This is a genomic window from Faecalibacterium sp. Marseille-Q4164 (assembly GCF_017377545.1).
Lineage (GTDB): Bacteria > Bacillota > Clostridia > Oscillospirales > Ruminococcaceae > Faecalibacterium > Faecalibacterium duncaniae.
This window is the reverse complement of record NZ_JAFREJ010000002.1, coordinates 1-22,665: the sequence shown is the minus strand read 5'-3', so window position 1 is coordinate 22,665 and position 22,665 is coordinate 1. Positions and strand designations below refer to the sequence as shown.

Here is a 22,665-nt window from a genome sequence, read left to right as displayed (position 1 = left end):
AAAATGATTTCAGATTTGGTTATGACGGAACAGACAGAAAGTTCTCTGTCTCCGGGTCCCAGCAGAAGAGCAGTTCCAGGGTTCCTTTTCCCTGCGAAAAGCGGAGCAGGATATCGCTGCTGCCATCGCCGTTCCGGTCTGTGATCTCCATGCCGAGGTAGCGTTCCTCCGCATTCTCCACAGGGGCGGGGTAGACCAGTTCGGCCAGCAGCACCTGATCCTCTGTATCATAGTAGAGGGCGGTGTCCCCGGTGTGGACGCAGGCGCAGAAGTCGATGGCCTCCCCGCCCCGCACCAGCGTCCCCTGATCGTCGATGATGCCCCAGGTGCGCCAATCGCTTCCGGCAATGTCCTCCTCCGGCGGGTCAGTTTCCCGTACTGCAGGAGCTGAAAGGAGGTTCCATCCCAGAAGCAGGATCAGAATTGCCGCCAGCAGGATACCGATTTGTTTTTTCATCTTTTTTACCACCTGTTGTTGAAAAGCAGGTCGGTGCCGTTCATGCTCAGGGTGCTCACGTCCTCCCCAACATCGCCCGGATGCTCATTGGGGATCAGGACAGCGGTGTCCTCGGTGCCATCGTCCCAGAAAAGGCTTACTGCATCGCCGTCCACCATCCACTGACCGGTATACACGCTGTCGGCATCAAAGCCGTAGACGCTGTCCCCCAGGTCTTTCTGGCCATACAGGATGAAGCCGTGGTTGGGGTAGAAGTTGAGGTACAGATGCTCCTCGTCCAGCCGCCACTGCCGGTACATCAGCACGCAGGCATTGTGCAGGTCCTCGTCATCGGTGTAGTCGGAGCGGATGTAGTAACTCGGGAAGGAGCTTGCATTTCCGGTCAGAAAAGCCCGTCCGTCCTCGATGATCTCCACGCTGTTGAAGACGTTCTCCTCCATCTGAAGGCTCAGGAAAGGCACATCGTCCGGGCCGATGTCAAAGCCCTCCATGTTGTAGACCGTTCCCTTCATGGGGTAGGCGGTGTAGGTGTCATCGGTGGAGCCGTATTCGCCGTGCATCTCCACCGTGCCGTCGGAGCCGATGTGGTACCAGTTTTCCGAGGTGTAGTCGCCCCGCTCATACCAGAGCCAGTCGTCCAGCGCTTCCTGCTGTTCGTCGCTCAACTCGGTCACAGAGGATGTATCCGGGCTTTGTGCAGAATAGGGCGCTTCCTCCGCTTCCGAGCTGGGGGAAGGCTCTGCCGTGCCTCCTCCGCAGGCAGAAAGGCAGATGCACCCTGCCAGCAGCAGGCTCAGGGCAGCGATGTTCTTTCTCTGTTTCATCGTATTCCTCCTTCCTTTTCCGGGATTTTTGTTCAGATAAAACAAAAAGATCCACGTTACACCTTTAATGTAGCGTAGATCTTTCCAAAATGCTATTAACCTGAGGTTAGTATTTTTTTGCAAACAATTCTGCCAGCTGGGCACGCTTCGTGCGCGCGCCGCCGCCAATGCCCAGCTTGGAATAAAGCTGGTTGGTATACTGCTTCACGGTGCCTTCGGAGAGGAACAGCCGGGCAGCGATCTCTTTGTTGGTGCAGCGGTCTGCAATGAGCCTTGCCAGAGCCAGCTCCCGCTCTGTGAGCCGGGCGGCCGCTTCGGGCAGGGCTTCGCTGCGGTTCAACGCCCGGCAGCGTTCCTGCTGCGCTGCGCCCAGAGCAAGGATGCACCGGACAGCATTGGCATGCGGCCCTTCCTGCGCTGCTTCCAGCAGAGGTTCCAGATCCCGGAAGTTTTCTGCAAAGGGCACTACAAAGCCGTCCAGGGCGGCCTGCGCCAACGCCTGCTCCAGCAGGCTGCGCCCCTCGTCCTGCCTGCCCAGCCGGGCACAGGCTGCCGCCATCTGGATCCGCAGATGCAGGGCCACCAGATCGTAGTGAAGGGCCTCGCACATAGCCAGCAGCCCCGGGCCGCGGCCCAGCACCCGGGCCCATTCTCCCTGTGCCAGATACACCTGATTTTCGATCAGCCCGATCATGGGTTTGCCGGGAGCAAGGGTGTTTACGGTGTTCATGCGGTGGGCGGCGTACACCTCCGGGATGCCGTCCGTCTGCCCCCGCAGCGCGTAGTAATAGGCACAGATGGCATGGAACAGATTGCGCCATGCCATATTGTGCTGCCGGAGCAGCTCTTCCCGCCGTACTTCCAGCGGGACCCGGGGCGTGTACGGCCCGCAGAGGGACAGCCGCCACGCCAGAAAATCACAGCAGAGGGTCATGTTGGTCTGACCGTTCCCCTCGATCTGTGCATAGGCACGCTCCAGCAGGATCTGCGCATCATCGAACTGCCCCTGTTGCAGATCCGCTTCTGCCCGCATGATGGTCTCCGCCCCCATGCCGTGCCCGTTGGTGATCTTATAATAGTGGGGCATACACTCATCCATCTCCGCCAGCTCCCGGTCCAGCTGACCGGGCTGGCGATGAAACATCATCAGCACCGAGGGCGAACCGAAGGTCCATCCGCCGCTGTTCTGGATGCTGCTGGCCGGGTGGGACATCTGTGCACTGGCACTGCGGTGCAGGCGGCTCATGGCAGAGATATCGTTATACATGAGAAAGCTCAGGATCAGGTCACACTCTCCCAGCAGGTTGCCTTTTTCCTCCTGAGACCACTCCGGATGCTCTGCCACCGTGGTCAGCAGAAGCTCCTTCAGCTCCATCATTTTGGGGATCTGCCGCCAGTTGAACATGCAGCGCATCAGCACCAGAATGGCAAACGGGTGCTGCTTGAGCGTTTCCACCGGGCAGCGCCCCAGCCGTTCCAGCAGCTCTGCCGAACCAAGGGAGGTCAGCAGGATCCCCGCATCCCGCTCAATGACCTGCAATGCCGCATCGTAATCCCCGCACGCCTCGTAGGCAGTCAGGGCGTGGAGATACTGCAGCTTTGCCTCATACCACGCCCCGTACCGCTTCCGGCAGGCATCCTGCTTCTCTGGTGCCAACCGGGCAAACAGCCGCTCGGCACACTCCTTGAGCATGTGATGGAACCGGAAGGTCTTTCCGTCCGGCAGACGGGTCACAAAGGCGTTCTGCTCGGTCAGGGTCCGCAGGATCTCCGCTGCGTCCGGCATTTCAGTCACGGCCTGTGCCATTTCCACAGTGAATTCATCCGCAAGCCCCATCATGGCAAGGAATTCCTGCATTTTGGGCGGCAGGTTTTCCAGCATCGCCGCCGCGAACATGGAATAAATGTCCGCGTCCTCACTCAGCAGGATGCCCCGTTCAGCCAGGGAGTGGAGGTTCAGGTAGATGGCGGAGAACCACCCCTCGCAGGAGCGCAGAAGGCTATCCACCTGTGCTTCGGTCAGGTCCATGCCGCAGCGGTGGGCGTAGTGGGCAAGCTCGGTATGGTTGAGCCGCAGCTGTTCCTTGCCAATGCGGTGCAGGCGGTGCCCCAGCCGGAGGATCTCCTCTTTGGGCAGAAAGTTGTTCCGGCTTGCCACGATCAGGTGAACGTTCTCCGGCAGGCGATTTGCCAGTCCGCACAAAAACTTCGCCGCTTTTTCGTCCTTTAACAGGTGGAAATCATCCAGAAACAGGTAGCAGGGCCTGTCCCCCGCCAGCACCGTGCACAGGTCATCCATCAGCTGGGCCGCACTGCTGGCATCCTCCGGGTACTCGCAGCCCGCCAGTGCAGTCAGCCCCGCTGCTGCAAAGGCATTCTGTACGCTTTTCCAGAAGATGGAGCGATTGTCAGAATAGATATTCACCCGCAGGATGACTGCATTTTCCGTCTGCTTGCGCTGGTTCAGAAACCAGTTGATGGCAGTGGTCTTGCCATAGCCCATGGGAGCCACCACCGCCGTCAGTGCACTGACTGAAACAGGGCGCAGGGTCTCCTGCACCCGCTCCGAAATATAGATCGCATTCAGGTCCAGTTTCCGCATCGTTTTTGCTCCTTTTCCCCATCCGGAGGATCCTGTGATCCGCTGTGTCAAGTATAGCATAAATGCGGAAAAGCTGCACGCTGTTTTTATCTAACTGAGCCATTCTCCCCCCATTCTTCTTCATCATAGCAGAACAGGCATCCTGCCCGATACCGCCAAACGGTAACGCAGGATGCCTGTTCTGCTTTATGTTTCCCGGAATTCCCGCGTATTGAACGGCGCTTTTTAATGCTGGATCTGTCCGCCTGCCCGGGTCGCTTTTTTCATCCGTAAATCTGTGAAGGGTGCCAATGCTTCGATCAGTGCGTGATCGTGGTTCTGCACCAGACGGCTTTGGGGGCCGAAAAGCATGGTCTGTTCCACATCCTCCGTACTGGCAGCCCAGCCCGGCGCACCGGTACGGGCAAACTGCATCACAGCGCCAAAAATTTCCGTTTCCAGCTGCTTTGCTCCCTCAAAGGCACACACTGGCACAAGCTCTGTGTTGTGGAACACAAATGGGATATCCGCACAGTGCCACGGGGTGCTTTTTCCCATCAGAGGGAAATCCTGATCAAACAGATAACTGTACACCTTTCCGCCCGCCTTGGCACGCTCCCGGACATATTTGATCGTGGGGGCGCGGAAGCTGGTATCTGCCAGCAGCAGGTCTTCCTCCGGGCGGTGCGGGTAGGCAGTGCGGAACTGCTCCCGCAGGGTCTCTGCGGCAGACAGGCCCACTGCTTCCTCCGGGCCGACTCCTTTCAGTCCATCAAAGAAACCGTAGAACTCCGAATAAACCGTACCGATCAGCACCGGAACGTCTGCAGTCTCGGGCCGAAACCCACTGCCGTTATGGAGCGGATCTCCAAGATAGAAGCGGTTCGGGTGGGGACTTTGGCCCACGTTCGCGCCTTTTGCTTTCAGAGCCGGGCTGACGTTCCGGTAAGCCTGCGCCAGTTGGTGGTAGGGCACAGTTTCCAGCTGCTGTGCTGTCTGCACGCCAAGCTCCTGCATCAGCGCCTGCACACAGTCCCTGCCGCTGCCGACACTGTCGTTCAGCAAACCTTCCAGCACACCACTCATTATCATCGCCCTGTGGTACAGGCCATCTGCTGCCGGGGTCTGCAGCAGCGTTGTCACTTTGGCACCGCCGCCGGACTGGCCGAATACCGTCACGCAGCCGGGATCGCCGCCAAACGCTGCAATATTGTCCCGCACCCACTGCAGTGCCAGGATGATATCATCCCCACCCGCATTGCCGGAGTTTGCGTACTCCTCCCCAAAATCGGAGAGATCCAAGTAGCCCAGGATGTTCAGCCGGTGGTTCAGTGACACCACCACGCAGTCCCCTTCCCGCGCCATGTTTCCGCCCTCGTAGGCCACCTGCTCAATGGACGAGCCGGCAAAAAAACCGCCGCCATGGAGCCAGACCATCACCGGCCGCTTTTGGGCATCGCAGGCCGGGGTCCAGATGTTCAGGTTCAGGCAGTCCTCATCCTGCACCCAGTAGCGGTGGGGCACACGCAGTTCGCCGCCGGGCTTGTCGATGCTCAGCAGAGGGCAGACGCAGCCGTAACTGGAAGCGTCCAGCGGCTCTGCCCAAGGCTGGGGCGGCTGGGGTGCATGGAAGCGCACCGCCCGCCCATACGGGATGCCTTTGAAGCTGCTGATCTCCCGGAAGCGATATCCCTGCACCGGACCGTAATTTGTCTGAACCACCGGGAAATCCGGCGCACAGCAAAATGCCTTTTCCATAAATGACCTCCTTCTTTCAAAAAGACAGACCCCCGGTACTGCAAACATGGCACCCGGAGGTCTGTTTTTGTTATCCTAAATCTTCGCCGTTGGTAGCAATGACCTTCTGATACCAGTAGAAGCTGTCCTTCTTTTCGCGGCTCAGGTCGCCGGTGCCGTCGTCAAACTTGTTGACGTAGATGAAGCCGTAGCGCTTTGCCATCTCACCGGTGGAGGCACTCACCAGATCGATGCAGCCCCAGGGGGTGTAGCCCATCAGGTCTACACCGTCCTTTACAGCCTCAGCCATCTGCTCGATGTGGGCACGCAGGTAGTCGATGCGGTAGCTGTCGTGGATCTTTCCGTCGGCATCTTTCTTGTCGTAAGCGCCCAGGCCGTTTTCCACCACCATCAGGGGAATGCGGTAGCGGTCGTAGATCTCGTTGAGGGTGTAGCGCAGACCAACGGGATCGATCTGCCAGCCCCAGTCGGAGGCTTTCAGGTAAGGATTCTTCTTACCAGCAATGATGTTGCCGCCCACATCATCGGCATCCTTATGGGTGGTGATGCAGTTGGACATATAGTAGCTGAAGGTGTAGAAATCGACAGTACCGGCCTTCAGGATGGCGGCATCCTCCGGCTCCTGCCGGATGGTGATGTTATTCTCGGCAAAATAGCGCTTCATGTAAGAAGGATACTCGCCGCGGACATGCATATCAGAGCAGAACCAGTTGCTGATCTGCATGGCCTTCTGGTTGGCGATCTCGTCGGCCGGGTCGCAGGTCAGTGCGTAGCTGGTGATAAAGCAGATCATGCAGCCCATCTTGAACTGAGGGTAGTGGTCGTGGGCATACCGAACAGCCTCTGCACTGGCCACAAACTGGTGATGCAGCGCCTGAAAACGCTCCTGCTTGTTGTCCGGCACCTTGTCGGTAGGGCCTTCAAAGCCCCGGATAGTGCCTGTTTCCAGGATCGCGCCCATGGGCATGGTACCGCAGTTGATCTCGTTGAAGGTCAGCCAGTACTTGACCTTATCCTTGTACCGCTCAAAAATAGCCTTGCAGTAGTTCATATAGAACTCAATGAGTTCCCGGCTGGCCCAGCCGTTGTATTTTTCCACCAGCGCATAGGGCAGCTCGTAGTGGCTGATGGTGACCAGCGGCTCGATGCCGTGCTTCTTGCAGCAGTCAAAGACCTTATCATAGAATTCAAGGCCCTTCTCGTTCGGCTCGGTCTCCATACCGGTGGGGAAAATGCGGGTCCAGTTGATGGAGGTGCGGAAGGTCTTGAAGCCCATCTCGGCGAAGAGAGCAATGTCCTCCTCGTAGTGGTGGTAGAAGTCGATGGCCTCATGGCTGGGATACAGCCGGTCGGAGCGGATAGCAGTTGTCACCCATTTCGGGCTGGTGTGAGAGCCATTAGTGCACAGGTCAGGGACACTGGGGCCTTTGCCATCCACGTCCCATGCGCCCTCGAACTGGTTGGCTGCACAAGCACCGCCCCACAGGAAATCATCACGGAAAACGCTCATAAGTTTCTACTCCTATCCTATTTTGTTCTGGTTCAGGCGGGGTTCTGTTCAAAGAACAGCTTCAGGGCACCGATCAGGTTGGCATCGTTGCCATAGCGGCAGCGCACCAGCTCCGGCTTGACCGCCGGCATGACTGTGCAGCGCTCAAACAGCCAATCCAACTCGGCCTGAATCGCAGGCAGCAGAGCCTCCGCTGCGCTGATACCGCCGCCGATGGCCACCTTTTCCACATCCAGCACATGCTGCAGGCTCAGGATGCCAACGGCCACCCGCCGGGCAAAGATCTTGAGAGCCTTCTGCGCTTCCGGCTCCCCGGCATTGTAAGCCGCAAAGATTTCTTCCCCGGTGGGTAGCGGGCCCTGCAGCGACAGTTTCTTCTGCCGGGCATATTCCCGGATCAAACCTGTCGCCGAAGCGGCACCTGCCCACAGGGGTGCATCCGAGAAAGTTTCCACCTTGTTCATCTCAAAGGTTTCTGTCTCCATGGCTGCCATATTGGAAACAAGGCCGCTAACCTCGCCTGCAGCAGCGTGAGCACCCATCAGCACCTTCCCGTTCAGGATGATGCCGCCGATGCCGGTGCCCAGCACCAGCACAAGGCCATTCTCCACACCGGCCAGCGCACCGGTCCACCCCTCCGCTGCTGCGGCACACTTGCCATCGTTGGCGATGGTCACCGGCACGCCCAGCCGTGCCTCTACCTGCGCAGCAAAGGGCTGCTCCCACATAAAGGCACTGAGCATTCCACCGGTATGGGCGATGCCGTTTCTGGTATCGATGCGGCCCGGCATAGAGATGGCGCAGCCCACGAACTGTCCCTGAAGGGGAGCGGCAAAGCCCTCGATGGCCGCCAGAAGGTCATCCATATTCGTCAGCGGTGTCGGAACCTTACCGCCGGAGATTTTCCGGGCCTGTTCATCGGCCAGGCTGTACTTGATGAAGGTGCCGCCGATGTCGATCAAAAGATACTGTTTCATCTTATCTCCTGCTTTCTGTTGGTTGTTTTCAGACTCAGGCAAAGCCCAATGCGGCAGCCAGCTCCACAGCTCCCTTTTCCGAATACTCAATACAAAATGATTTTAGCACAACACAGGGCAGCACGCAATAGAACAGCAGCGGCAGCAGAGCATCTATAACAGGGCGGTAGCCGTTGGCATACAGGTGCATTCCTGCCGCGGCAGGCATCTGTTGCATAGGGGCAGCACTGTTCGATCATAGAACAGGAGGAACGGGATCGCCAGCAGAACAAAAACAGCGCCCATCACCAGTCGGCTGTCCTTTTATTTCACACCTCCTGCTGCTTGCAGGCATCCCCGCGCAGGAGGGCACTGGTCTGACCGAAGCAAAGACCACCAACACCTCCAACGAACTGGCCCGCTCCGGCCAGGACCTGGGCGACCACCAGAAGCACACCCTCCCCTACGCGTAGGTTGCATCTGCTATTATGGTCGCTGTGGGCTGCGTAGCCTGTGGGCTGCTGTTCTGAGGTCTCACCAAAAGAAACACCTTCCTCCTTTTTCACCCATTCCTTCATTCTGATTCCGAAACGTCTGCCGGGCGGAGTACCCGCAGCACGCCACGGAATGCGTGCAAACCAGCAGACTTCCACCCGGTGCTCCGGGTGGTGTCGGCTGGTTTTGCCGTTGTTAGTGGGCGCGCGCCAGAAGTTAGGGCGCACGGTATCGTCCAGCAGCTGCACGCCGTTATAGCGGATGGACACAAGCCCCTTGCCGCAGCCGAAAATGTACTCGAAACCCTCACCCTTTATTCCGATGTTGCAGTCCATTGCCACCAATTCCGGCGCGGCAGCGGTGAGCCGGGCGGCGGCATAGTTGTGCCATACCTGCCCCAAGGCAGCTTCATAGCCCGCTGGGATGCCGGGCTTTGCGTCCCGCTAGATGGCGGTAACGGTCATGCAGGCAAGCCCAGCCTCCGGCAGAGCAAACGGGAACGGGATGTGCTCTGTCCCGTCCGGCTTGCAGCCTGCGGAATAACAGGGCTTGAGGGGGTCGAGGCTTTTTTCTTTTTTGGAAAATATTTCAAACCCGTGCACTTCCGAGGGCGGCTCATTCGTATCCAGAATGAAGCGACAAAACCGGGTGTACACCCCGGCAGCGACACACAATAAAAAGAGGGGATATCATTATGAAAAAGACGGTTTCTGTTTGCATGACGGCTGTGATGGCCCTTTCCCTGCTGGCAGGCGGTGCGGTACAGGCATACGCACTTTCGGCAGAGACGGCAGAGCCGGTTTTTGCCGTGGCTGAGGAAAACTGCATTTCCGGCAGCTGGAAGCGTGCTTCCGACCCGGCACTGACCGAGAAAGTCCGCAAAGTGTTCGACAAGGCCTTTGATGGTCTGGAGGGCGTTTCCTATACGCCTGTGGCCCTGCTGGCAAGCCGCACCACCGGCTTCGGTACCCAGTACCGCATTCTGTGCAAGGCGACTGTCGTCGTACCGGGCGCACAGGAAGAGTATGTTGTGGTCACGCTGCAGCACAGCTGGCTGAGCAAAGCAGAAATTCTGGACATCGGCGATCCACTGTGCCTGACAAATCTGGACTATGAAGAAGGCGCTATGGGCACCTGGCAGGAAGCGGAGTCCCCCGCCATGACGGAGGAAGCCACGGCGGCGTTCAACGAGGCCACCGAGGGCTTTGTGGGCGTGGACTATGTGCCGGTGGCTCTGTTGAGCACCCAGACCGTGGCAGGCACGAACTATCGCATCCTGTGCGAAGCAACCACGGTTTATCCGGGTGCTGAGATGCACTATGCCGTTGTGAACGTGTATGAAAGTCTGGAAGGCAATGCCAACATCATCAGCGTGACCGATGGATATGTGAGCTAAGGGAGAGTTTTTGATTCAGAAGGTCCTCCGCTGCACCTTGGGTATATTCAGCGGAAACATTTATTTTGATATTGCAAACAAGCCAGACCGGCGGGTCTGGCTTGTTTGCTGTTCCACGGAGTGGGCGTGGAGGAAAAGTGCTCCGCAGCATAACCTCAAAGCTGTGAGCCTTTTTATTTGACTCGTCCCTTTCTCTGTTGTCACTCTGCCTGTATCTCCTCCACCAGCGGCAGATAGTCGGCACAGTATTTCCGGTACAGCGGCTGCACCAGTTGCCGGAAGTTCTGCATTTCTTCTTCGGGCAGCGGCAGTTCGATGCAGCCGCCTGCAAGGGCTGCTTTGCGGGCGGCGGTTTCCTCCTGTGCCCAGAGCTGGCGCTCATACTGCGCCGATGCCCGGGCGCATGCCTGCAGGGTCTGCCGGTATTCCTCCGGCAGTGCATCCCATGTGCGTCCGGAAGCCAGCTGCACCTCCGGTACGCGGCTGTGCTCATCGGCCATGTAGTACCGTGCCACCTTGTAGTGCTCCATGGAATAGTAGGCCGGCCAGTTGTTTTCGGCGGCATCGATTTGCCCGGTCTCAAGCGCCGAGTAGACGTCGCTGTACGCCGTGGTCTCCGGCACTGCACCCAGCAGGCGGATCATGTCGATCACGATCTGCGAATCCTGCACGCGGATGGTCTTGCCCTGCAGATCGTTCAGGCTGCGCACCGGCTGACGGGCATAAAACGAGCGGGCACCCGCGTCGTACCAGCTCAGGCCTACCCTTCCCTGCGCAGCAAAGTCCTGCAAAAACTCTGTCCCGATGCTGCCGTCCAGCACGCGCCACATGTGGTCGGCATCCCGGTAGAGATACGGCAGCAGCAGCACGTTGAGCCGGGGCAGATCGTCGGTGGCCACCGAGAGCGACACACGCGCAAAATCTACGCCGCCAATGGCAAGCTGTTCCCACACTTGCTGCTCTGAGCCGTACTCGCCGTTCGCTTTGATCTGAATGACCACCTTGCCCCCGGTCTGCTGCTGCACAAGGTCTGCAAAATACTGTGCGCCCTGTGTGGTGGGGTATCCGGCGGGCTGGTTGTCGGCATAGGTCAGCACATAGTCCGGTGTGGTCTGCAGCTTTGCGGCACAGCCTGCCAGCTGTAAAGCCGCAAAGCCCAGCCCGGCTAAAAAAGTCCGTCTGCGCATGGTGTCTCCCTCCCTTTGCAGATAGTATAGCGCACAAGGCTGCCTTTGTGCAAGAGACAGGAAAAGGCAGTGCCCGCCGCAAAGCAGGTACCGCCTTTTCAGGAGAAGAAGGGAATATCTCAGTTACATCAGGCCCATTGCCTGCGGCAGTGCGGTAGACACTGCCGGGATAAAGGTGACCAGCAGCAGGCCGCCGATGATGGCCACATAGTACATAAGCATGTACGGCATGACCTTGGAAAGCGAGGTGCGGCCCACCTTGATGCCCACGAACAGTGCGTTGCCCACAGGCGGGGTGATGTTGCCGATGCACAGGTTGTACACGAGGATCAGACCGAACTGGATGGTGCTCATGCCAAAGCTCTGGCAGATGGGCAGGAACAGCGGGGTGAAGATGAGGATGGCCGGGGTCACATCCATGAAGGTGCCGGACACCAGCAGGATCACGTTCATGATGAGCAGGATGATGTACTTATTGCTGGTCAGGCTCAGCAGGGCTGCCGCCACAGCATCCGGGATCTGCAAAAAGGCCATGACCCAGCCCAGAATGTTGGAAACGCCCACCAGGAACACCACCATGCCGGACATCTTGGCAGAGTCCACGATGATCTTCCACAGGCTCTTCAGGTTGATGGAGCGGTAGCAGAAAGCCAGCACCAGCGCATAGACGACCGCGATGGCAGAGCCTTCGGTGGCAGAGAACACACCGCCGATGATGCCGCCGATGACCACGATGATCAGGGAGAGCGAAGGCAGAGCGCGCAGGGTGCAGATGCCGAGGTTTTTCCAGTCAAATTTGCCGGGGGTGCCTTTATAGCCCAGCTTGACCGCCAGCAGCACGCCCACCACGCAGCAGCACAGCGCCCAGATGATGCCGGGGATGTAACCGGCCATGAACAGCGCAGCCACAGAGGTGCCGCCGGATGCCAGCGAGTAGGTGATCAAGGCGTTGGACGGCGGGATCAGCAAACCGGAGCAGGAGGAAGCGGCATTGGTGGCAGCGGTCACGGCGGGGTCGTAGCCCTGCTCGTCGGCACCGTCGCGGATCATGGAGCCAACAGCAGCAGCCGCAGCAGATGCAGAGCCGGAGATGGCACCGAACAGGGCGTTGGTGCCGATGTTGGTCACCAGCAGTGCGCCGGGCATCTTGCCCAGAATGGCCATGACGAAATCCACCAGACGCTTGGCGATGCCGCCCTGATTCATGATGTTGCCGGCCAGAATAAAGAACGGGATGGCGGTCAGGCTGAACTTGCTCATGCCCACAAAGGTGCGCTGGGCAGCGGTCAGCACGGCCACATTCAGGTCAATGGAAGAAAGGATGGCAGTCAGGGAAGAGACTGCAATGGCGTACGAGATGGGCACGCCAAGGAACAGCAGCACCAGCAGTACTGCCAGAATTACGAGTAACGCTTGAATTGCCACAGCTTAGTCCTCCTTGTTTTCCTTGTCAGCATCGGCAGCCATTTCGGCTTCCACTTTTGCAAAGTCTGCATCTTCCGGGGTATCCAGACAGATGGAGCCGTTGGCAATGCCGATAATGTTCAGCACGGAATACACCAGAATGATCACGCCGCAGATGGGCATGACCCAGTAGAACACGCCCACGGCAACGCCCAGCGAGGAGGTCTGCTGTCCCATAGCCAGCTGGGACACCTGAAAACCGCCGAACACCAGAATGGTCGCCGAGAAGATGAAGGCGATGACCTCGGCAAAGATGTGGAACGCCTTGCGCATGGTGGGGTTGAACCGGTCCACCAGCACGGGAATGTTCATGTGGCCGCGCTCGCCGGAAACGATGGTGGCACCCAGCATGGTGCTCCAGCCGAACAGATAACCCACCAGCTCTTCCGACCATGTGGAGGGAGAGTTGAAGATGTAACGCACGATGACCTGATAGGTGGTCAGCACCACCATGACTGTCATGCTCAGACCTGCCAGCAGGTTGAGCACCTTGTTCAGGGTATTTCTCAGTTTTTCCATGACGCTCCTCCTCAGTCCGCAGTATGGGCAGCGTTGTGCTGCTGGATCAGGTCATAAATGGGCTGCAACTCCGGGTTTGCTGCCAGCACGGAATCGTGCAGGGGGGCCATAGCCTCCTGAAACGGTGCAGTGTCCGGGTAAATAAAGTTGACGTGCTGCTCATTCTCGGCCTTATCTTTCGCCTCAGCCACAGCATCCTCCCAGGCGTCCTGCTCGGTGCGCTTCACGATCTGGAAACCCTCTTCAAAGATCGCGCGCTCCTCGTCGCTGAGTTCGTTCAGGAAGGCGTAGTTTGCCACCAGCAGGTCCGGCACCATCTGGTGCATATCGTAGGAGTAATACTTGCAGATATCGCCGTGACCGTTATCGGTCAGAGCCAGCTCGTTGTTTTCGGCACCGTCCAGAATACCGGCCTGCAGTGCGGTGTACACATCGCCGAAGCCCATGGGAGTAGCCGTTCCGCCTAGCAGACGCATCATTTCCACGTTGGTGGGCGACTGCTGCACGCGGATCTTCAGACCCTTCAGGTCGGAGGGCTGGTTGATGGGGGTCTTGATGGTGTAGAAGTTGCGGGTGCCGGCATCCAGCCATGCCACCGTTTCCAGACCGGCCTTGGAAGTGGTCTTGAAAATGGGGTCCGTCACCTCGGGGTCGTCCATCGCCTCGTGGTAGGCTTCTACGCTGGAGAACAGGTAAGGCAGGTTGAAGATTTGGTATTTGGCACTGAAGGTCTCCATGATGGCAGTGGACGCCACCACAAAGTCGATGGCACCGGTCTGGGTCAGCTGCACCATTTCGGTCTGGGAGCCCAGCAACTCGCTGGGGTACACCTCCACGCGGTACTTGTCGCCCAGCTTCTCGTTGATGTAGTTGGCAAAGGCTTCCAGTCCAAGATGATCCGGGTGGGTCTGGGACTGCACATGGCCGATGCGCACGATCTTGCGGTCGTCACCGGAGCCGACACCGCAGCCGGTAAGCATCATGCTGCTGGTCAGTGCCGCCGCGCCCATCAGCGACAGAAACGTTCTTCTCTTCATGAATGGCATCCTCTCTTTTCGCGTTTTTTCTATGATTTTATTTTAACAACTCGTTCATTTTTGTGAAACCGGATTATTTTGTGAAACGCAGCACGATTTTGTCTTTGTTGTATCCAAGTACAATTTTTGTGTTTTTTGGACGAAAGAAACTGGCAAAAATAAAAAAGCACCCGTTCCTCTCCTGCTGACAGGCAGGAAAGAACGAGTGCTTCTTTTGGATTCGATTTATCCTTGTGCCGCTTTTTCCGCTGCGGCTACGCGGTATTCCGAAGGGGTCTGGCCGGTCAGGCGCTTGAACACCCTTGTAAAATAGTTGGCGTCGCTGTAACCCACAGCAGCACCGATATCCTTCAGGCTCAGGCGCGGGTCCAAAATCAGCTGGCGCGCCTTGTTCACCCGGTATTCGTTCAGGTAGGCCGAAAAGTTTACCTTAAAGCACTGCTTGAACAGCTTGCAGAAGTAGGCATCCGAGTAGCGCAGCGCAGCGGCGGCATCCTGCATGGAGATATCCTCCCCATAGTGGGCGTCGATGAAGCGGCTGATCTCGGCACGGATGATGGCGGTACGCATATCCTCGTCCTCTTCCCGGCGGACAGGCTGTTCAGGCGCAGGGGGCTGTACCGGGTGGGCAGGCAGCGGCACCGACACCTGCCGGATGGCATCCTCCACCGCGAATACCAGTTCCTGCTCGTTGTAAGGCTTGAGCAGATAGTCCATCGCCCGTACAGAGATCGCCTGCCGTGCATAGTCGAACTTATCAAAGCCGGTCAGGAACAGGATGGCGCAATTTCTGTCTGTTTCTCGGATCTTGCGCGCCACCTCCAGCCCGGTGAGACCCGGCATTTCAATGTCCAGCACAGCCACCTGCGGCGCTTCGCGGGCAAAAATTTCCAGAGCCTCTCTGCCGTTTTTGGCTTCATACAGACAGATCAGGTCTCCCAGATACTTCTGCAAAGTCCGGCACAGCACCTTGCGCTCGATCAATTCATCCTCTGCCACCAGCAATTTGCACTTCACGAGAGCGTCTCCTCCTTTTCTTCCGGCTGCTGCGTCTGCGGGAGCTCAAACCGCACCACAGTACCGTGACCTGCGCGGCTGTATACCTGCATTTTACCGCCCGGATATAGCATCCCGATACGGCGGGAAATATTGCCAAGGCCAATGCTGCGTCCGGTCTGCTCGCTCTGCGCAAGTTTTGCTTGCACAGCGTCCAGTTCCTCTGGGGTCATTCCCCCGCCGTTGTCCGCGACCGTGAGCACCAGCACCTTGCCCTGCATCCATGCTCGCAGCAGGATGCGTCCGCCTTCCTCGCAGGACTTGAGCCCATGCGAGTAAGCGTTTTCCACCACCGGCTGCAGCATAAAGGACGGCACCAAAACCGCCGCAGGCTGCACCCGGATGCTTTTTTCTACGGTAATGCGTCCATCGAACCGCATTTGCTGCAAATAAATGTAGTCCTCCAGCCCGTCCAGTTCCTCCTCCAGCGTGATCTGCTGGCGCTTGGTGCGCAGGTTGTGCCGGAACAAACTGCCCAAATGCACGATCATCTGGTCGGTGGTGGAAGCATCCTCCAGCCGCGCCATGCAGGAGATCATGTTCAGGGTGTTGAACAGAAAATGCGGATTCACCTGACTTTTGAGCACCTCCAGCCGGGTGTGCTCCAGATCTTTTTCCAGTGCAAGGTTCCGCACCTCTTCCCGGTGCAAGGCCTGCTGGGTGGTCAGCTGCTGCGCCATGGCGTGCTTCATCTGGTTAAAGGTTCCCGTCAGCCGCCCCACTTCGTCGCTGCTTTTCACCGGAAGATCCGGGCTTGAAAGATCCCCCTCGGCAATGCTGCGGGAAGCCTGCGCCAGCCGCAGCAGCGGACGCACCACAGCGCGGCTCAGCACCCGGATGAGCAGCAGCATCAGCGCGGCTGCCGTCAGGAACAGCCCCAGATACAGCCACGGCAGATGCCGGATGTGAGCCGCCGTGCTGCTGTAAAGGGCGTTTTCCTGTTCCAGCGTGGCCTGCGTCAGCCGCAGCGCATACTCGGCAAGGTAGTCTTGCAGCGCCATCACATGGTACATCTGTCCAATGTAGGTATCTGCCGAGGGGGAAAGCTGCAAAAAGGCATCCCGCTCCTGCCGGTACCCCGCGTACCCTTGCAAAAGGTTCCATGTACGGGCATAGCGCTCTTCACCGATGCGGGCATAATCGAGGGGCAGGGCCGCAAGGCTCTGCTCGGAAGCGGTGCAGGCGGCGGTATAGGCCTGTTCCGTTTCAGAAGTAGGCTGACGCACATAGCGTGCAAAGGCCTGTGCTTCGTCCTTGAGGGCGTTCTGCACCGTGTAGCAGACGGCATTGTCGGCCAGCAGCGTATCAAAGGAGCGCACCGTCCATTGACCTGCCATGGTAGCAATGCCGGTGGAAAGCATGGTGACCAGCAAAATCGCGGCAAGCCATGCCGTGACCTTGCGGCGCAGGGATATACCGCCCTGTGCGGTTTTGTTCCGTGCCATACGCTTTCCCTCCTGTCCTTGCAGCACCCGGCCTTTTTATAAGTATAATAATCTCCCGGGGAAAGTGCAACTGCAAAAAAAGCACCGGTTTTCGCAAGGGAGCCGGTGCTTGCAGGCAATGTGCCAGGCTGTCAGCGGGTCAACAACTGAAAATGATTCCGTTTGGTGACCAGCAGCCCTTCCTTTTGCAGCTTGGAAAGTTCTGCCGACATGGCGGCGCGTTCCACGCAGAGAAAATCCGCCAACTGCTGACGGTCAAAGGGAATGTCAAAGGAAAGGGAGGACTGCCGGATGGACTCGGCAGACAGGTAGGACAGCAGTTTTTCCCGGGTGGTGCGCTTGCTGACATGGGTGATCTTATCGTTAAAAAGCAGTATTTTGTTTGCCAGAACGCTGACCAGATTGCGGATGAGTTTCTGGTGATGGTCGCAGGCGGTGGGGCAGGCGGTGAGCAGCCGCTTGACGTTCAGCAGCAGGATCTCGCAATCCTCCTCTGCCACCACGCTGATATTCAGGATGGCACCGGGAGTGGCGGCGTAAGGTTCGCCGAAAAAGTCTCCGGTATTGCACTTGGACAGGATATTGCGGTGTCCCCAAAGATCCTCCTGTATCACAAGGGTGGAGCCGGACAGCATAAGCCCCATGACCTCCGTGGAATCTCCGGCACGGAAAATGTAGGAGCCCCGGGGCCGGGTGATCTTCGCTGCACTGACACAGTGCAGGATGGACAAAATCTCATCGTCGGTAAGCCCGGTAAAAAAGGGGCAGTTCCGTAGAACAGGCAGATATTTTTGCATAAAAACCCTCCTTGTTGGAATTCAAACATACAAGTTGCCTTTAGTATACTATAATAAGGATGCAAATGCAAAAAACATCCACAACAGGAGAGTATAGATATGATTCGGAAGATCATCCATATTGACGAAGAAAAATGCAACGGCTGCGGGCTGTGCGCAACCGCCTGCCACGAGGGAGCCATTGACATCATCAACGGAAAGGCAAAGCTGGTGCGGGAGAATTTCTGCGATGGCTTTGGCGACTGCCTGCCGGGCTGCCCCACCGGTGCTATCACCTTTGAGGAGCGGGAAGCCCCTGCCTACGACGAGGCAGCGGTGCAGGAGAACAAAAAGAAAAAGGAGCTGCAGGAGAAGATGAAGCACCTGCACGAGGGCGGCTGCCCCGGCTCCCGGATGCGGATGCTGGAACAGCCGGAGGCTGCCGAAAGCGCAGCTGCTGCCTCTGTGCAGCCGGTTTCCCGCCTGCGCAACTGGCCGGTGCAGATCAAGCTGGCACCCGTCCATGCGCCCTACTTTGAGGGCGCAAAGCTTTTGATCGCCGCGGACTGCACGGCCTATGCCTACGCCAATTTCCATCAGGAATTTATGCGCGGCAAGGTGACCCTCATCGGCTGCCCGAAGCTGGACGCTGTGGATTACAGCGAAAAGCTCACCGAGATCCTGCGCAGCAACGACATCCAGAGCGTGACCATCCTTCGTATGGAGGTGCCCTGCTGCGGCGGCTTGGAGATGGCAGCGAAAAAGGCACTGCAGACCAGCGGAAAGTTCATTCCCTGGCAGGTGGTCACCATCTCCATTGACGGAAAAATTCTGGATTAAAAGTACAGGGCAAACGATATGTACCCAGTTTTCTGGACACTGAATCAAAATTGAATCATTAAGAATCCATCATGGATGCTTCTCTGAATTTATAGCAATTCAACTTTTCAATGCAACAGCAACAACGTTGAATTGCATATCGCAAATATGCTGTTTGAACGTTGCGCTAATTTCTTGACTTGCGATAGAGGGGAGGCATCCATTTTGTTTTTGCTTGGATTCTGCTGTTATTGTAATAGTCAATATACTCGGCAATCGCCTTGGAGAAGGCTTGAAATGGGATTCCATTGACTTTGAGAACAAGAAAATCAGCATTCAGCATACGGTTGTGACCGCAAAGGTCAACGGAACGGTAACGGAAATCGCACGAGATAAGACAAAAACAAAGTCGAGCTGCCGGACACTTCCTCTTATCCCTGCCTGTGAGCAGATGCTCAAAAAGATGAAAAAGGAGCAGGAGCTTAACCGGAAGTTCTGCGGCAAAAGCTATTGCACCGATTATCTTGACTATATCTATAATCAATCTGCCAATCTATATGCCCAATAGCGGCCATTTCGCACTTTGGCGAGCTTTCCTTCTTTTGTCAAAGTATTCAAGACTCGACTTGCAGTGGCAGGAGAAACATTGAGAAGATTCTGAACATCGACGTTCTGGATAATATGGTTCGTGCGGAGAAAAGCTGCAATCTTCATCCAACGCACTTCTTCCTTACTCTGTGCAACAGGCTGTTCGTTGATTGCTTCGGTCAAAGCCTCTTTGATAATTCCCAGCATAAACTCGATAAAAACAGTTCCTTCCCCCTGTGCGTTAGACTGATTGATTGCTGCGTAATACTCGGCCTGATGGTCGTGAATGATGGATTCGATGGGAAGCCATGCAAACAAGGGGTTCCACTTTGACAGCAGAAGTGTGTGCCAGAGCCGCCCAATACGACCGTTGCCATCCGCAAATGGATGGATCACCTCAAATTCATAATGGAAGACGCAGCTCTTAATTAAAAGCGGTAAAGGACTGTTTTCTGTCCACTGAATCAGTTCCTCCATCAAAGAGGGAACATACTGCGGCAGGGTGCCGAAATGGAGGACATTACCCTTGCTGTCTACTACGCCGACAGGACGAGAGCGAAACTCGCCAGCCTCCCGGACAAGACCCTGCATCATCGTCCGATGTGCAAGCAGAAGATCATTCATCGAATATGGATTCAACTCTGCGAGATGGTCGTAGATTTCGTAGGCGTTTTTTACTTCTGCAATGTCTTTTGGAGGGGCAAGCACACGTTTTCCAGACAGAACAGCCGTCACCTGCTCCAAAGAAAGTGTGTTCTGCTCGATAGCCAGAGAAGAATAAATCGTTCGGATGCGATTCTGGCGGCGCAGAATCGGACTTGTGGAAAGATTCTGGGTGGAACTGATTTTGCCTACCAGTTCGCTGATTTCCATAGCCTCTGAAAGAGCTGCTTCTGTGATTTCAAATGGCGGTTTCTTGTTTCGCACGGTGTATACCTCCCATATCATTTCTTTTATCATATCATTTCATCTATCATTCATCAATCAAAAATTTGAAAAAATGATAGATGAAATGAGGTCATTGTTCCATACGGCGGCTTGAGCAGCAAAGGAAAGCCCTCTGCGGTTTGCAGTTTTATTGAATGTCCGTGCTCCAAGCTGTGTTTTTTATGTAGACCCGATGGGAAAGCGGATTCGGCCCGATTTCCTGAGCCAGCATTTCCCGGATTTTCTGGTAGCACACCAGATGAAGCGTATCCGTTTCCACGACCTGCGCCATAGCTGCGCCAGCCTGCTCTATGCCAATGGCGTGAGCCTGAAGGAAATCCAAGAGTGGCTCGGTCACAGCGGCATCAGCACAACAAGCAACATTTATATACATCTGGATTTCTCCAGTAAGGTATCTTCTGCCAATGCCATCGTCTGGATCTTCCCGGAGGAGACAAAAGTGTGAGAATGAGCCGGATGCGGGGGATAAAAAAGAAAAGCAGCCTAAAATCTTACGATTCTAAGCTACTTTTCAATGCCGGTGGTGGGGGTCGAACCCACACGTGTTATTAGCACAAGGGATTTTGAGTTTTTGTCCTCATCTTCCATCTGGTGTCATCCAGTGATATCTAGTGATATCTGGTTCCCACTGTGCAAAGGCAAAATTCACGCCTCAACGAACAATAATTTGGAATATCCACGATTTTTCGATGCGTTTTCCCCCTACTCTGTTTTTTCGGTTTGGACCGCCCAAATGGAAATTGGAGGGATGTTCAGGAGGGATGCAGGGCAAAACGCTCCTCTGCTTAGGCACAAAACGAAAGGAAAGTCAAGGATAATGAATCAAAATCAAGCAAAAGAGTATTATAAAAAATTATTTGTGAACTATCCTGATGTGCTGTCTGTCGAAGAAGCAACAACTTTACTCGGTTTCAAAAGCCAGACTGCCATCATCAGAAGAATCCATCAACATAGAATTCGCTGCCTGAAAGTCGGACGATCTTTCATGATTCCGAAAGAATATCTCATCGACTATCTTTTGGATAGCTAAATTATACAACCATTATATTACATAGCGCACCACTTTTCAATAAGAAAAGAGTGCGCTTTTTATTTTCAAATGAAAGGCGGTCGATTTTTTGAACACAAGCTGGAGTAAAACGTTGAAAAAGCCACATGACCCTTGACTACTTCTACGGACAAGCCGGAGAGCTGTTCTCCTTCTACCGCATTCCAAAGGCTCTGTTTCAGGAGCCACGGTTCCAGAGCCTGTCAACCGATGCCAAGACCCTGTACGGTATCCTGCTTGACCGCATGAGCCTGTCCGTGAAAAACGGCTGGCTGGACGAGCAGAACCGGGTGTTCATTATCTTCTCGATAGAGGATGTCAAGAGGGCGTTGTGTTGCGCAGACAACAAAGCGACCAAGCTGCTCCGGGAACTCGAAAAGTTTGGTCTGATTGAACGAAAACGCAGAGGTCTGGGAAAGCCAAGTTTGGTATATGTGAAGAACTTTTCGGCAGAATCGTCAAAATCAATATTCCAGAATCGTGATTTTCACGATTCTGGAGGCTTCAAAAACGCAAGTCAAGACCCTTCAAAATCACGATGTAATAAGACTAAAGAGAATGATACTGAAATGAGTGAGACTGATCCATTCTATTCTGAAGAAGCGGATGGGATGAGCAAACGCACCCAACTGGAAGAATATTTTTCTCAGTCTTTGGAGATAGACCTTCTGCTCCGGCTCTGCCCGGATGATGAGGACACCATCTATCAGATCGTAGATTTGTTGGTGGACACCTGTGCCACCAACCGCAAGTTGCTGCACATTGCCGGGGACGATAAGCCCGCCGAGGTGGTACGCAGTCGCTTTATGAAGCTGAACGCCGACCATATCCGCTTTGTGCTGAAGTGCCTTGCAGAGAACAGCAGCCCCATCAGGAACATGAAACAATATCTGCTCGCTTCTCTGTATAACGCACCGACTACAATGCAGCTTTCCTACCAGAACCAAACCAACCACGACTTAGCGATGCGGAGGTGATAAAAATTTCAAAGAAAGCAACCACGGTAGCCATCGTCAACCAGAAAGGCGGCACTGGCAAGACCACCACCTGTGAAAATCTTGGCATTGGGCTGGCGATGGAAGGTAAGAAAGTCCTGTTGGTGGACGCTGACCCGCAGGGCAGCTTGACCATCAGCATGGGCTGGCAGCAGCCCGATGAACTGCCCACCACCCTTTCCACCCTGATGCAGAAAGCCATAAACGACCAGAGCATTCCGCCCGGTGAAGGCGTTCTGCACCATGCGGAGGGCGTTGACCTGATTCCGGCGAACATCGAACTGGCAGGGCTGGAAGTGTCTCTCGTCAACTGCATGAACCGGGAAAAGATGCTCAAGCAGGTGCTGGAAGGAGCAAAGCACGAATATGATTTCATTCTGCTGGACTGCACTCCTTCCCTTGGGATGCTGACCGTCAATGCCTTGGCAGCGGCGGACACCACCCTGATTCCCGTGCAGGCGCAGTACCTGTCTGCGAAAGGTCTGGAACAGCTTTTGCAGACCGTGCAGAAGGTCCGACGGCAGATCAACCCCAAATTGAAAATTGAGGGCATCCTGCTGACTATGACCGACAGCCGCACCAACTACGGACAGCAGATTGACAACCTGATTCGAGGTGCTTACGGCAGCAAGATCAAAGTGTTTGACCAGACCATTCCCCGATCTGTCCGTGCTGCGGAGATCAGTGCCGTTGGCAAAAGCATTTTCCAGCACGACCCCAAAGGCAAGGTGGCAGAAGCCTACCAATCTCTGACGAAGACTAACTATTAAAAGTCAAGCCCTAAAATGAAAAAATCCGCCAACCAT

General features: G+C 55.9%; 22 protein-coding genes and 1 pseudogene. 6 read left to right on the top strand and 17 right to left on the bottom strand.

Annotated features, from left to right (window positions below):
• Nucleotides 1–19: 19 nt before the first annotated feature.
• The 8 genes from J3352_RS03225 to J3352_RS03190 all read right to left on the bottom strand — a co-directional run bounded on the left by J3352_RS03225 (nt 20) and on the right by J3352_RS03190 (nt 8,982).
• The gene (locus J3352_RS03225; protein ID WP_097773489.1) at nt 20–457 is read right to left on the bottom strand and encodes a hypothetical protein; all 438 of its coding nucleotides are present in this window, start codon (nt 455–457) and stop codon (nt 20–22) included.
• A gap of 5 nt (nt 458–462) precedes the next feature.
• Entirely contained in the window at nt 463–1,281 is an 819-nt protein-coding gene (locus J3352_RS03220; RefSeq protein WP_035393727.1) for a hypothetical protein, read from the bottom strand.
• A 106-nt stretch (nt 1,282–1,387) separates the two neighbouring features.
• The gene (locus tag J3352_RS03215) at nt 1,388–3,883 is read right to left on the bottom strand and encodes a LuxR C-terminal-related transcriptional regulator (RefSeq protein ID WP_099357289.1); all 2,496 of its coding nucleotides are present in this window, start codon (nt 3,881–3,883) and stop codon (nt 1,388–1,390) included.
• A gap of 225 nt (nt 3,884–4,108) precedes the next feature.
• Nucleotides 4,109–5,620 carry a carboxylesterase/lipase family protein gene (locus J3352_RS03210; RefSeq protein WP_197036520.1) on the bottom strand — a complete coding sequence of 504 codons (1,512 nt, stop codon included), beginning with the start codon at nt 5,618–5,620 and terminating at the stop codon, nt 4,109–4,111.
• Between the two features lie 70 nt (nt 5,621–5,690).
• On the bottom strand, nt 5,691–7,130 hold the full coding sequence (locus J3352_RS03205; RefSeq protein ID WP_156065647.1) for a glycoside hydrolase family 1 protein: 1,440 nt from the start codon (nt 7,128–7,130) through the stop codon (nt 5,691–5,693).
• Between the two features lie 32 nt (nt 7,131–7,162).
• A complete protein-coding gene (locus J3352_RS03200) occupies nt 7,163–8,107 on the bottom strand; it encodes an ROK family protein (protein ID WP_156065649.1) in 945 nt (314 codons plus the stop codon).
• Between the two features lie 34 nt (nt 8,108–8,141).
• Nucleotides 8,142–8,324, bottom strand: a complete 183-nt coding sequence (locus J3352_RS14235; protein WP_242699855.1) for a hypothetical protein — start codon at nt 8,322–8,324, stop codon at nt 8,142–8,144.
• Between the two features lie 91 nt (nt 8,325–8,415).
• Nucleotides 8,416–8,982, bottom strand: a complete 567-nt coding sequence (locus tag J3352_RS03190; protein ID WP_197036521.1) for a hypothetical protein — start codon at nt 8,980–8,982, stop codon at nt 8,416–8,418.
• 293 nt (nt 8,983–9,275) lie between these two features.
• Here J3352_RS03190 and J3352_RS03185 point away from each other — a divergent pair, with 293 nt between their 5' ends.
• Nucleotides 9,276–9,977, top strand: a complete 702-nt coding sequence (locus tag J3352_RS03185) for a hypothetical protein (protein ID WP_197036522.1) — start codon at nt 9,276–9,278, stop codon at nt 9,975–9,977.
• Nucleotides 9,978–10,177: 200 nt separating this feature from the next.
• Here the strand turns inward: J3352_RS03185 and J3352_RS03180 are convergent, their stop codons facing one another.
• From J3352_RS03180 to J3352_RS03150, 7 genes are all read right to left on the bottom strand, one after another.
• On the bottom strand, nt 10,178–11,164 hold the full coding sequence (locus J3352_RS03180) for a TRAP transporter substrate-binding protein (protein ID WP_097773471.1): 987 nt from the start codon (nt 11,162–11,164) through the stop codon (nt 10,178–10,180).
• A gap of 123 nt (nt 11,165–11,287) precedes the next feature.
• Nucleotides 11,288–12,589 (bottom strand): TRAP transporter large permease, encoded by a 1,302-nt coding sequence (locus J3352_RS03175; RefSeq protein WP_097773470.1) that lies wholly within the window; start codon nt 12,587–12,589, stop codon nt 11,288–11,290.
• Between the two features lie 3 nt (nt 12,590–12,592).
• A complete protein-coding gene (locus J3352_RS03170) occupies nt 12,593–13,147 on the bottom strand; it encodes a TRAP transporter small permease (RefSeq protein ID WP_005939311.1) in 555 nt (184 codons plus the stop codon).
• 11 nt (nt 13,148–13,158) lie between these two features.
• Nucleotides 13,159–14,193, bottom strand: a complete 1,035-nt coding sequence (locus tag J3352_RS03165; RefSeq protein ID WP_156065653.1) for a TRAP transporter substrate-binding protein — start codon at nt 14,191–14,193, stop codon at nt 13,159–13,161.
• A gap of 216 nt (nt 14,194–14,409) precedes the next feature.
• Entirely contained in the window at nt 14,410–15,201 is a 792-nt protein-coding gene (locus J3352_RS03160; RefSeq protein WP_156065655.1) for a helix-turn-helix domain-containing protein, read from the bottom strand.
• On the bottom strand, nt 15,198–16,685 hold the full coding sequence (locus tag J3352_RS03155) for a sensor histidine kinase (protein WP_156065657.1): 1,488 nt from the start codon (nt 16,683–16,685) through the stop codon (nt 15,198–15,200). Before J3352_RS03155 ends, J3352_RS03160 begins: the two co-directional genes overlap by 4 nt.
• A gap of 131 nt (nt 16,686–16,816) precedes the next feature.
• Nucleotides 16,817–17,482: a Crp/Fnr family transcriptional regulator gene (locus J3352_RS03150; RefSeq protein ID WP_005931731.1), complete on the bottom strand. Its 666-nt coding sequence runs from the start codon at nt 17,480–17,482 to the stop codon at nt 16,817–16,819.
• Nucleotides 17,483–17,581: 99 nt separating this feature from the next.
• Between J3352_RS03150 and J3352_RS03145 the strand changes: the two genes are divergently transcribed.
• The gene (locus J3352_RS03145; RefSeq protein WP_005931734.1) at nt 17,582–18,301 is read left to right on the top strand and encodes an ATP-binding protein; all 720 of its coding nucleotides are present in this window, start codon (nt 17,582–17,584) and stop codon (nt 18,299–18,301) included.
• A gap of 166 nt (nt 18,302–18,467) precedes the next feature.
• Here the strand turns inward: J3352_RS03145 and J3352_RS14475 are convergent, their stop codons facing one another.
• Complete coding sequence (locus tag J3352_RS14475; RefSeq protein WP_143405769.1) at nt 18,468–18,623, bottom strand: IS3 family transposase; 156 nt, start codon at nt 18,621–18,623, stop codon at nt 18,468–18,470.
• A gap of 197 nt (nt 18,624–18,820) precedes the next feature.
• Entirely contained in the window at nt 18,821–19,795 is a 975-nt protein-coding gene (locus J3352_RS03135) for a Fic family protein (RefSeq protein ID WP_035393904.1), read from the bottom strand.
• 181 nt (nt 19,796–19,976) lie between these two features.
• Here J3352_RS03135 and J3352_RS03130 point away from each other — a divergent pair.
• The 4 genes and pseudogenes from J3352_RS03130 to J3352_RS03115 form a co-directional block, all read left to right on the top strand.
• Nucleotides 19,977–20,261, top strand: a pseudogene (locus J3352_RS03130) (tyrosine-type recombinase/integrase); the annotation flags it as partial.
• Nucleotides 20,262–20,633: 372 nt separating this feature from the next.
• Nucleotides 20,634–20,846, top strand: coding sequence for a helix-turn-helix domain-containing protein (locus J3352_RS03125; RefSeq protein WP_197036523.1), 213 nt, complete (start codon nt 20,634–20,636; stop codon nt 20,844–20,846).
• A gap of 125 nt (nt 20,847–20,971) precedes the next feature.
• A complete protein-coding gene (locus J3352_RS03120; RefSeq protein WP_097773440.1) occupies nt 20,972–21,841 on the top strand; it encodes a DUF6017 domain-containing protein in 870 nt (289 codons plus the stop codon).
• Nucleotides 21,841–22,629 carry a ParA family protein gene (locus J3352_RS03115; protein WP_097773564.1) on the top strand — a complete coding sequence of 263 codons (789 nt, stop codon included), beginning with the start codon at nt 21,841–21,843 and terminating at the stop codon, nt 22,627–22,629. The genes J3352_RS03120 and J3352_RS03115 overlap by 1 nt, the downstream gene beginning before the upstream one ends.
• Nucleotides 22,630–22,665: the final 36 nt, after the last annotated feature.

What these genes read in the sequence shown, in the direction of transcription:
- J3352_RS03225 (WP_097773489.1), bottom strand. Translation starts at nt 457, where the DNA reads ATGAAAAAACAAATCGGTATCCTGCTGGCGGCAATTCTGATCCTGCTT.
- J3352_RS03220 (WP_035393727.1), bottom strand. Translation starts at nt 1,281, where the DNA reads ATGAAACAGAGAAAGAACATCGCTGCCCTGAGCCTGCTGCTGGCAGGG.
- J3352_RS03215 (WP_099357289.1), bottom strand. Translation starts at nt 3,883, where the DNA reads ATGCGGAAACTGGACCTGAATGCGATCTATATTTCGGAGCGGGTGCAG.
- J3352_RS03210 (WP_197036520.1), bottom strand. Translation starts at nt 5,620, where the DNA reads ATGGAAAAGGCATTTTGCTGTGCGCCGGATTTCCCGGTGGTTCAGACA.
- J3352_RS03205 (WP_156065647.1), bottom strand. Translation starts at nt 7,130, where the DNA reads ATGAGCGTTTTCCGTGATGATTTCCTGTGGGGCGGTGCTTGTGCAGCC.
- J3352_RS03200 (WP_156065649.1), bottom strand. Translation starts at nt 8,107, where the DNA reads ATGAAACAGTATCTTTTGATCGACATCGGCGGCACCTTCATCAAGTAC.
- J3352_RS14235 (WP_242699855.1), bottom strand. Translation starts at nt 8,324, where the DNA reads ATGCAACAGATGCCTGCCGCGGCAGGAATGCACCTGTATGCCAACGGC.
- J3352_RS03185 (WP_197036522.1), top strand. Translation starts at nt 9,276, where the DNA reads ATGAAAAAGACGGTTTCTGTTTGCATGACGGCTGTGATGGCCCTTTCC.
- J3352_RS03180 (WP_097773471.1), bottom strand. Translation starts at nt 11,164, where the DNA reads ATGCGCAGACGGACTTTTTTAGCCGGGCTGGGCTTTGCGGCTTTACAG.
- J3352_RS03170 (WP_005939311.1), bottom strand. Translation starts at nt 13,147, where the DNA reads ATGGAAAAACTGAGAAATACCCTGAACAAGGTGCTCAACCTGCTGGCA.
- J3352_RS03165 (WP_156065653.1), bottom strand. Translation starts at nt 14,193, where the DNA reads ATGCCATTCATGAAGAGAAGAACGTTTCTGTCGCTGATGGGCGCGGCG.
- J3352_RS03155 (WP_156065657.1), bottom strand. Translation starts at nt 16,685, where the DNA reads ATGGCACGGAACAAAACCGCACAGGGCGGTATATCCCTGCGCCGCAAG.
- J3352_RS03150 (WP_005931731.1), bottom strand. Translation starts at nt 17,482, where the DNA reads ATGCAAAAATATCTGCCTGTTCTACGGAACTGCCCCTTTTTTACCGGG.
- J3352_RS03145 (WP_005931734.1), top strand. Translation starts at nt 17,582, where the DNA reads ATGATTCGGAAGATCATCCATATTGACGAAGAAAAATGCAACGGCTGC.
- J3352_RS14475 (WP_143405769.1), bottom strand. Translation starts at nt 18,623, where the DNA reads ATGCTGAATGCTGATTTTCTTGTTCTCAAAGTCAATGGAATCCCATTT.
- J3352_RS03125 (WP_197036523.1), top strand. Translation starts at nt 20,634, where the DNA reads ATGAATCAAAATCAAGCAAAAGAGTATTATAAAAAATTATTTGTGAAC.
- J3352_RS03120 (WP_097773440.1), top strand. Translation starts at nt 20,972, where the DNA reads ATGACCCTTGACTACTTCTACGGACAAGCCGGAGAGCTGTTCTCCTTC.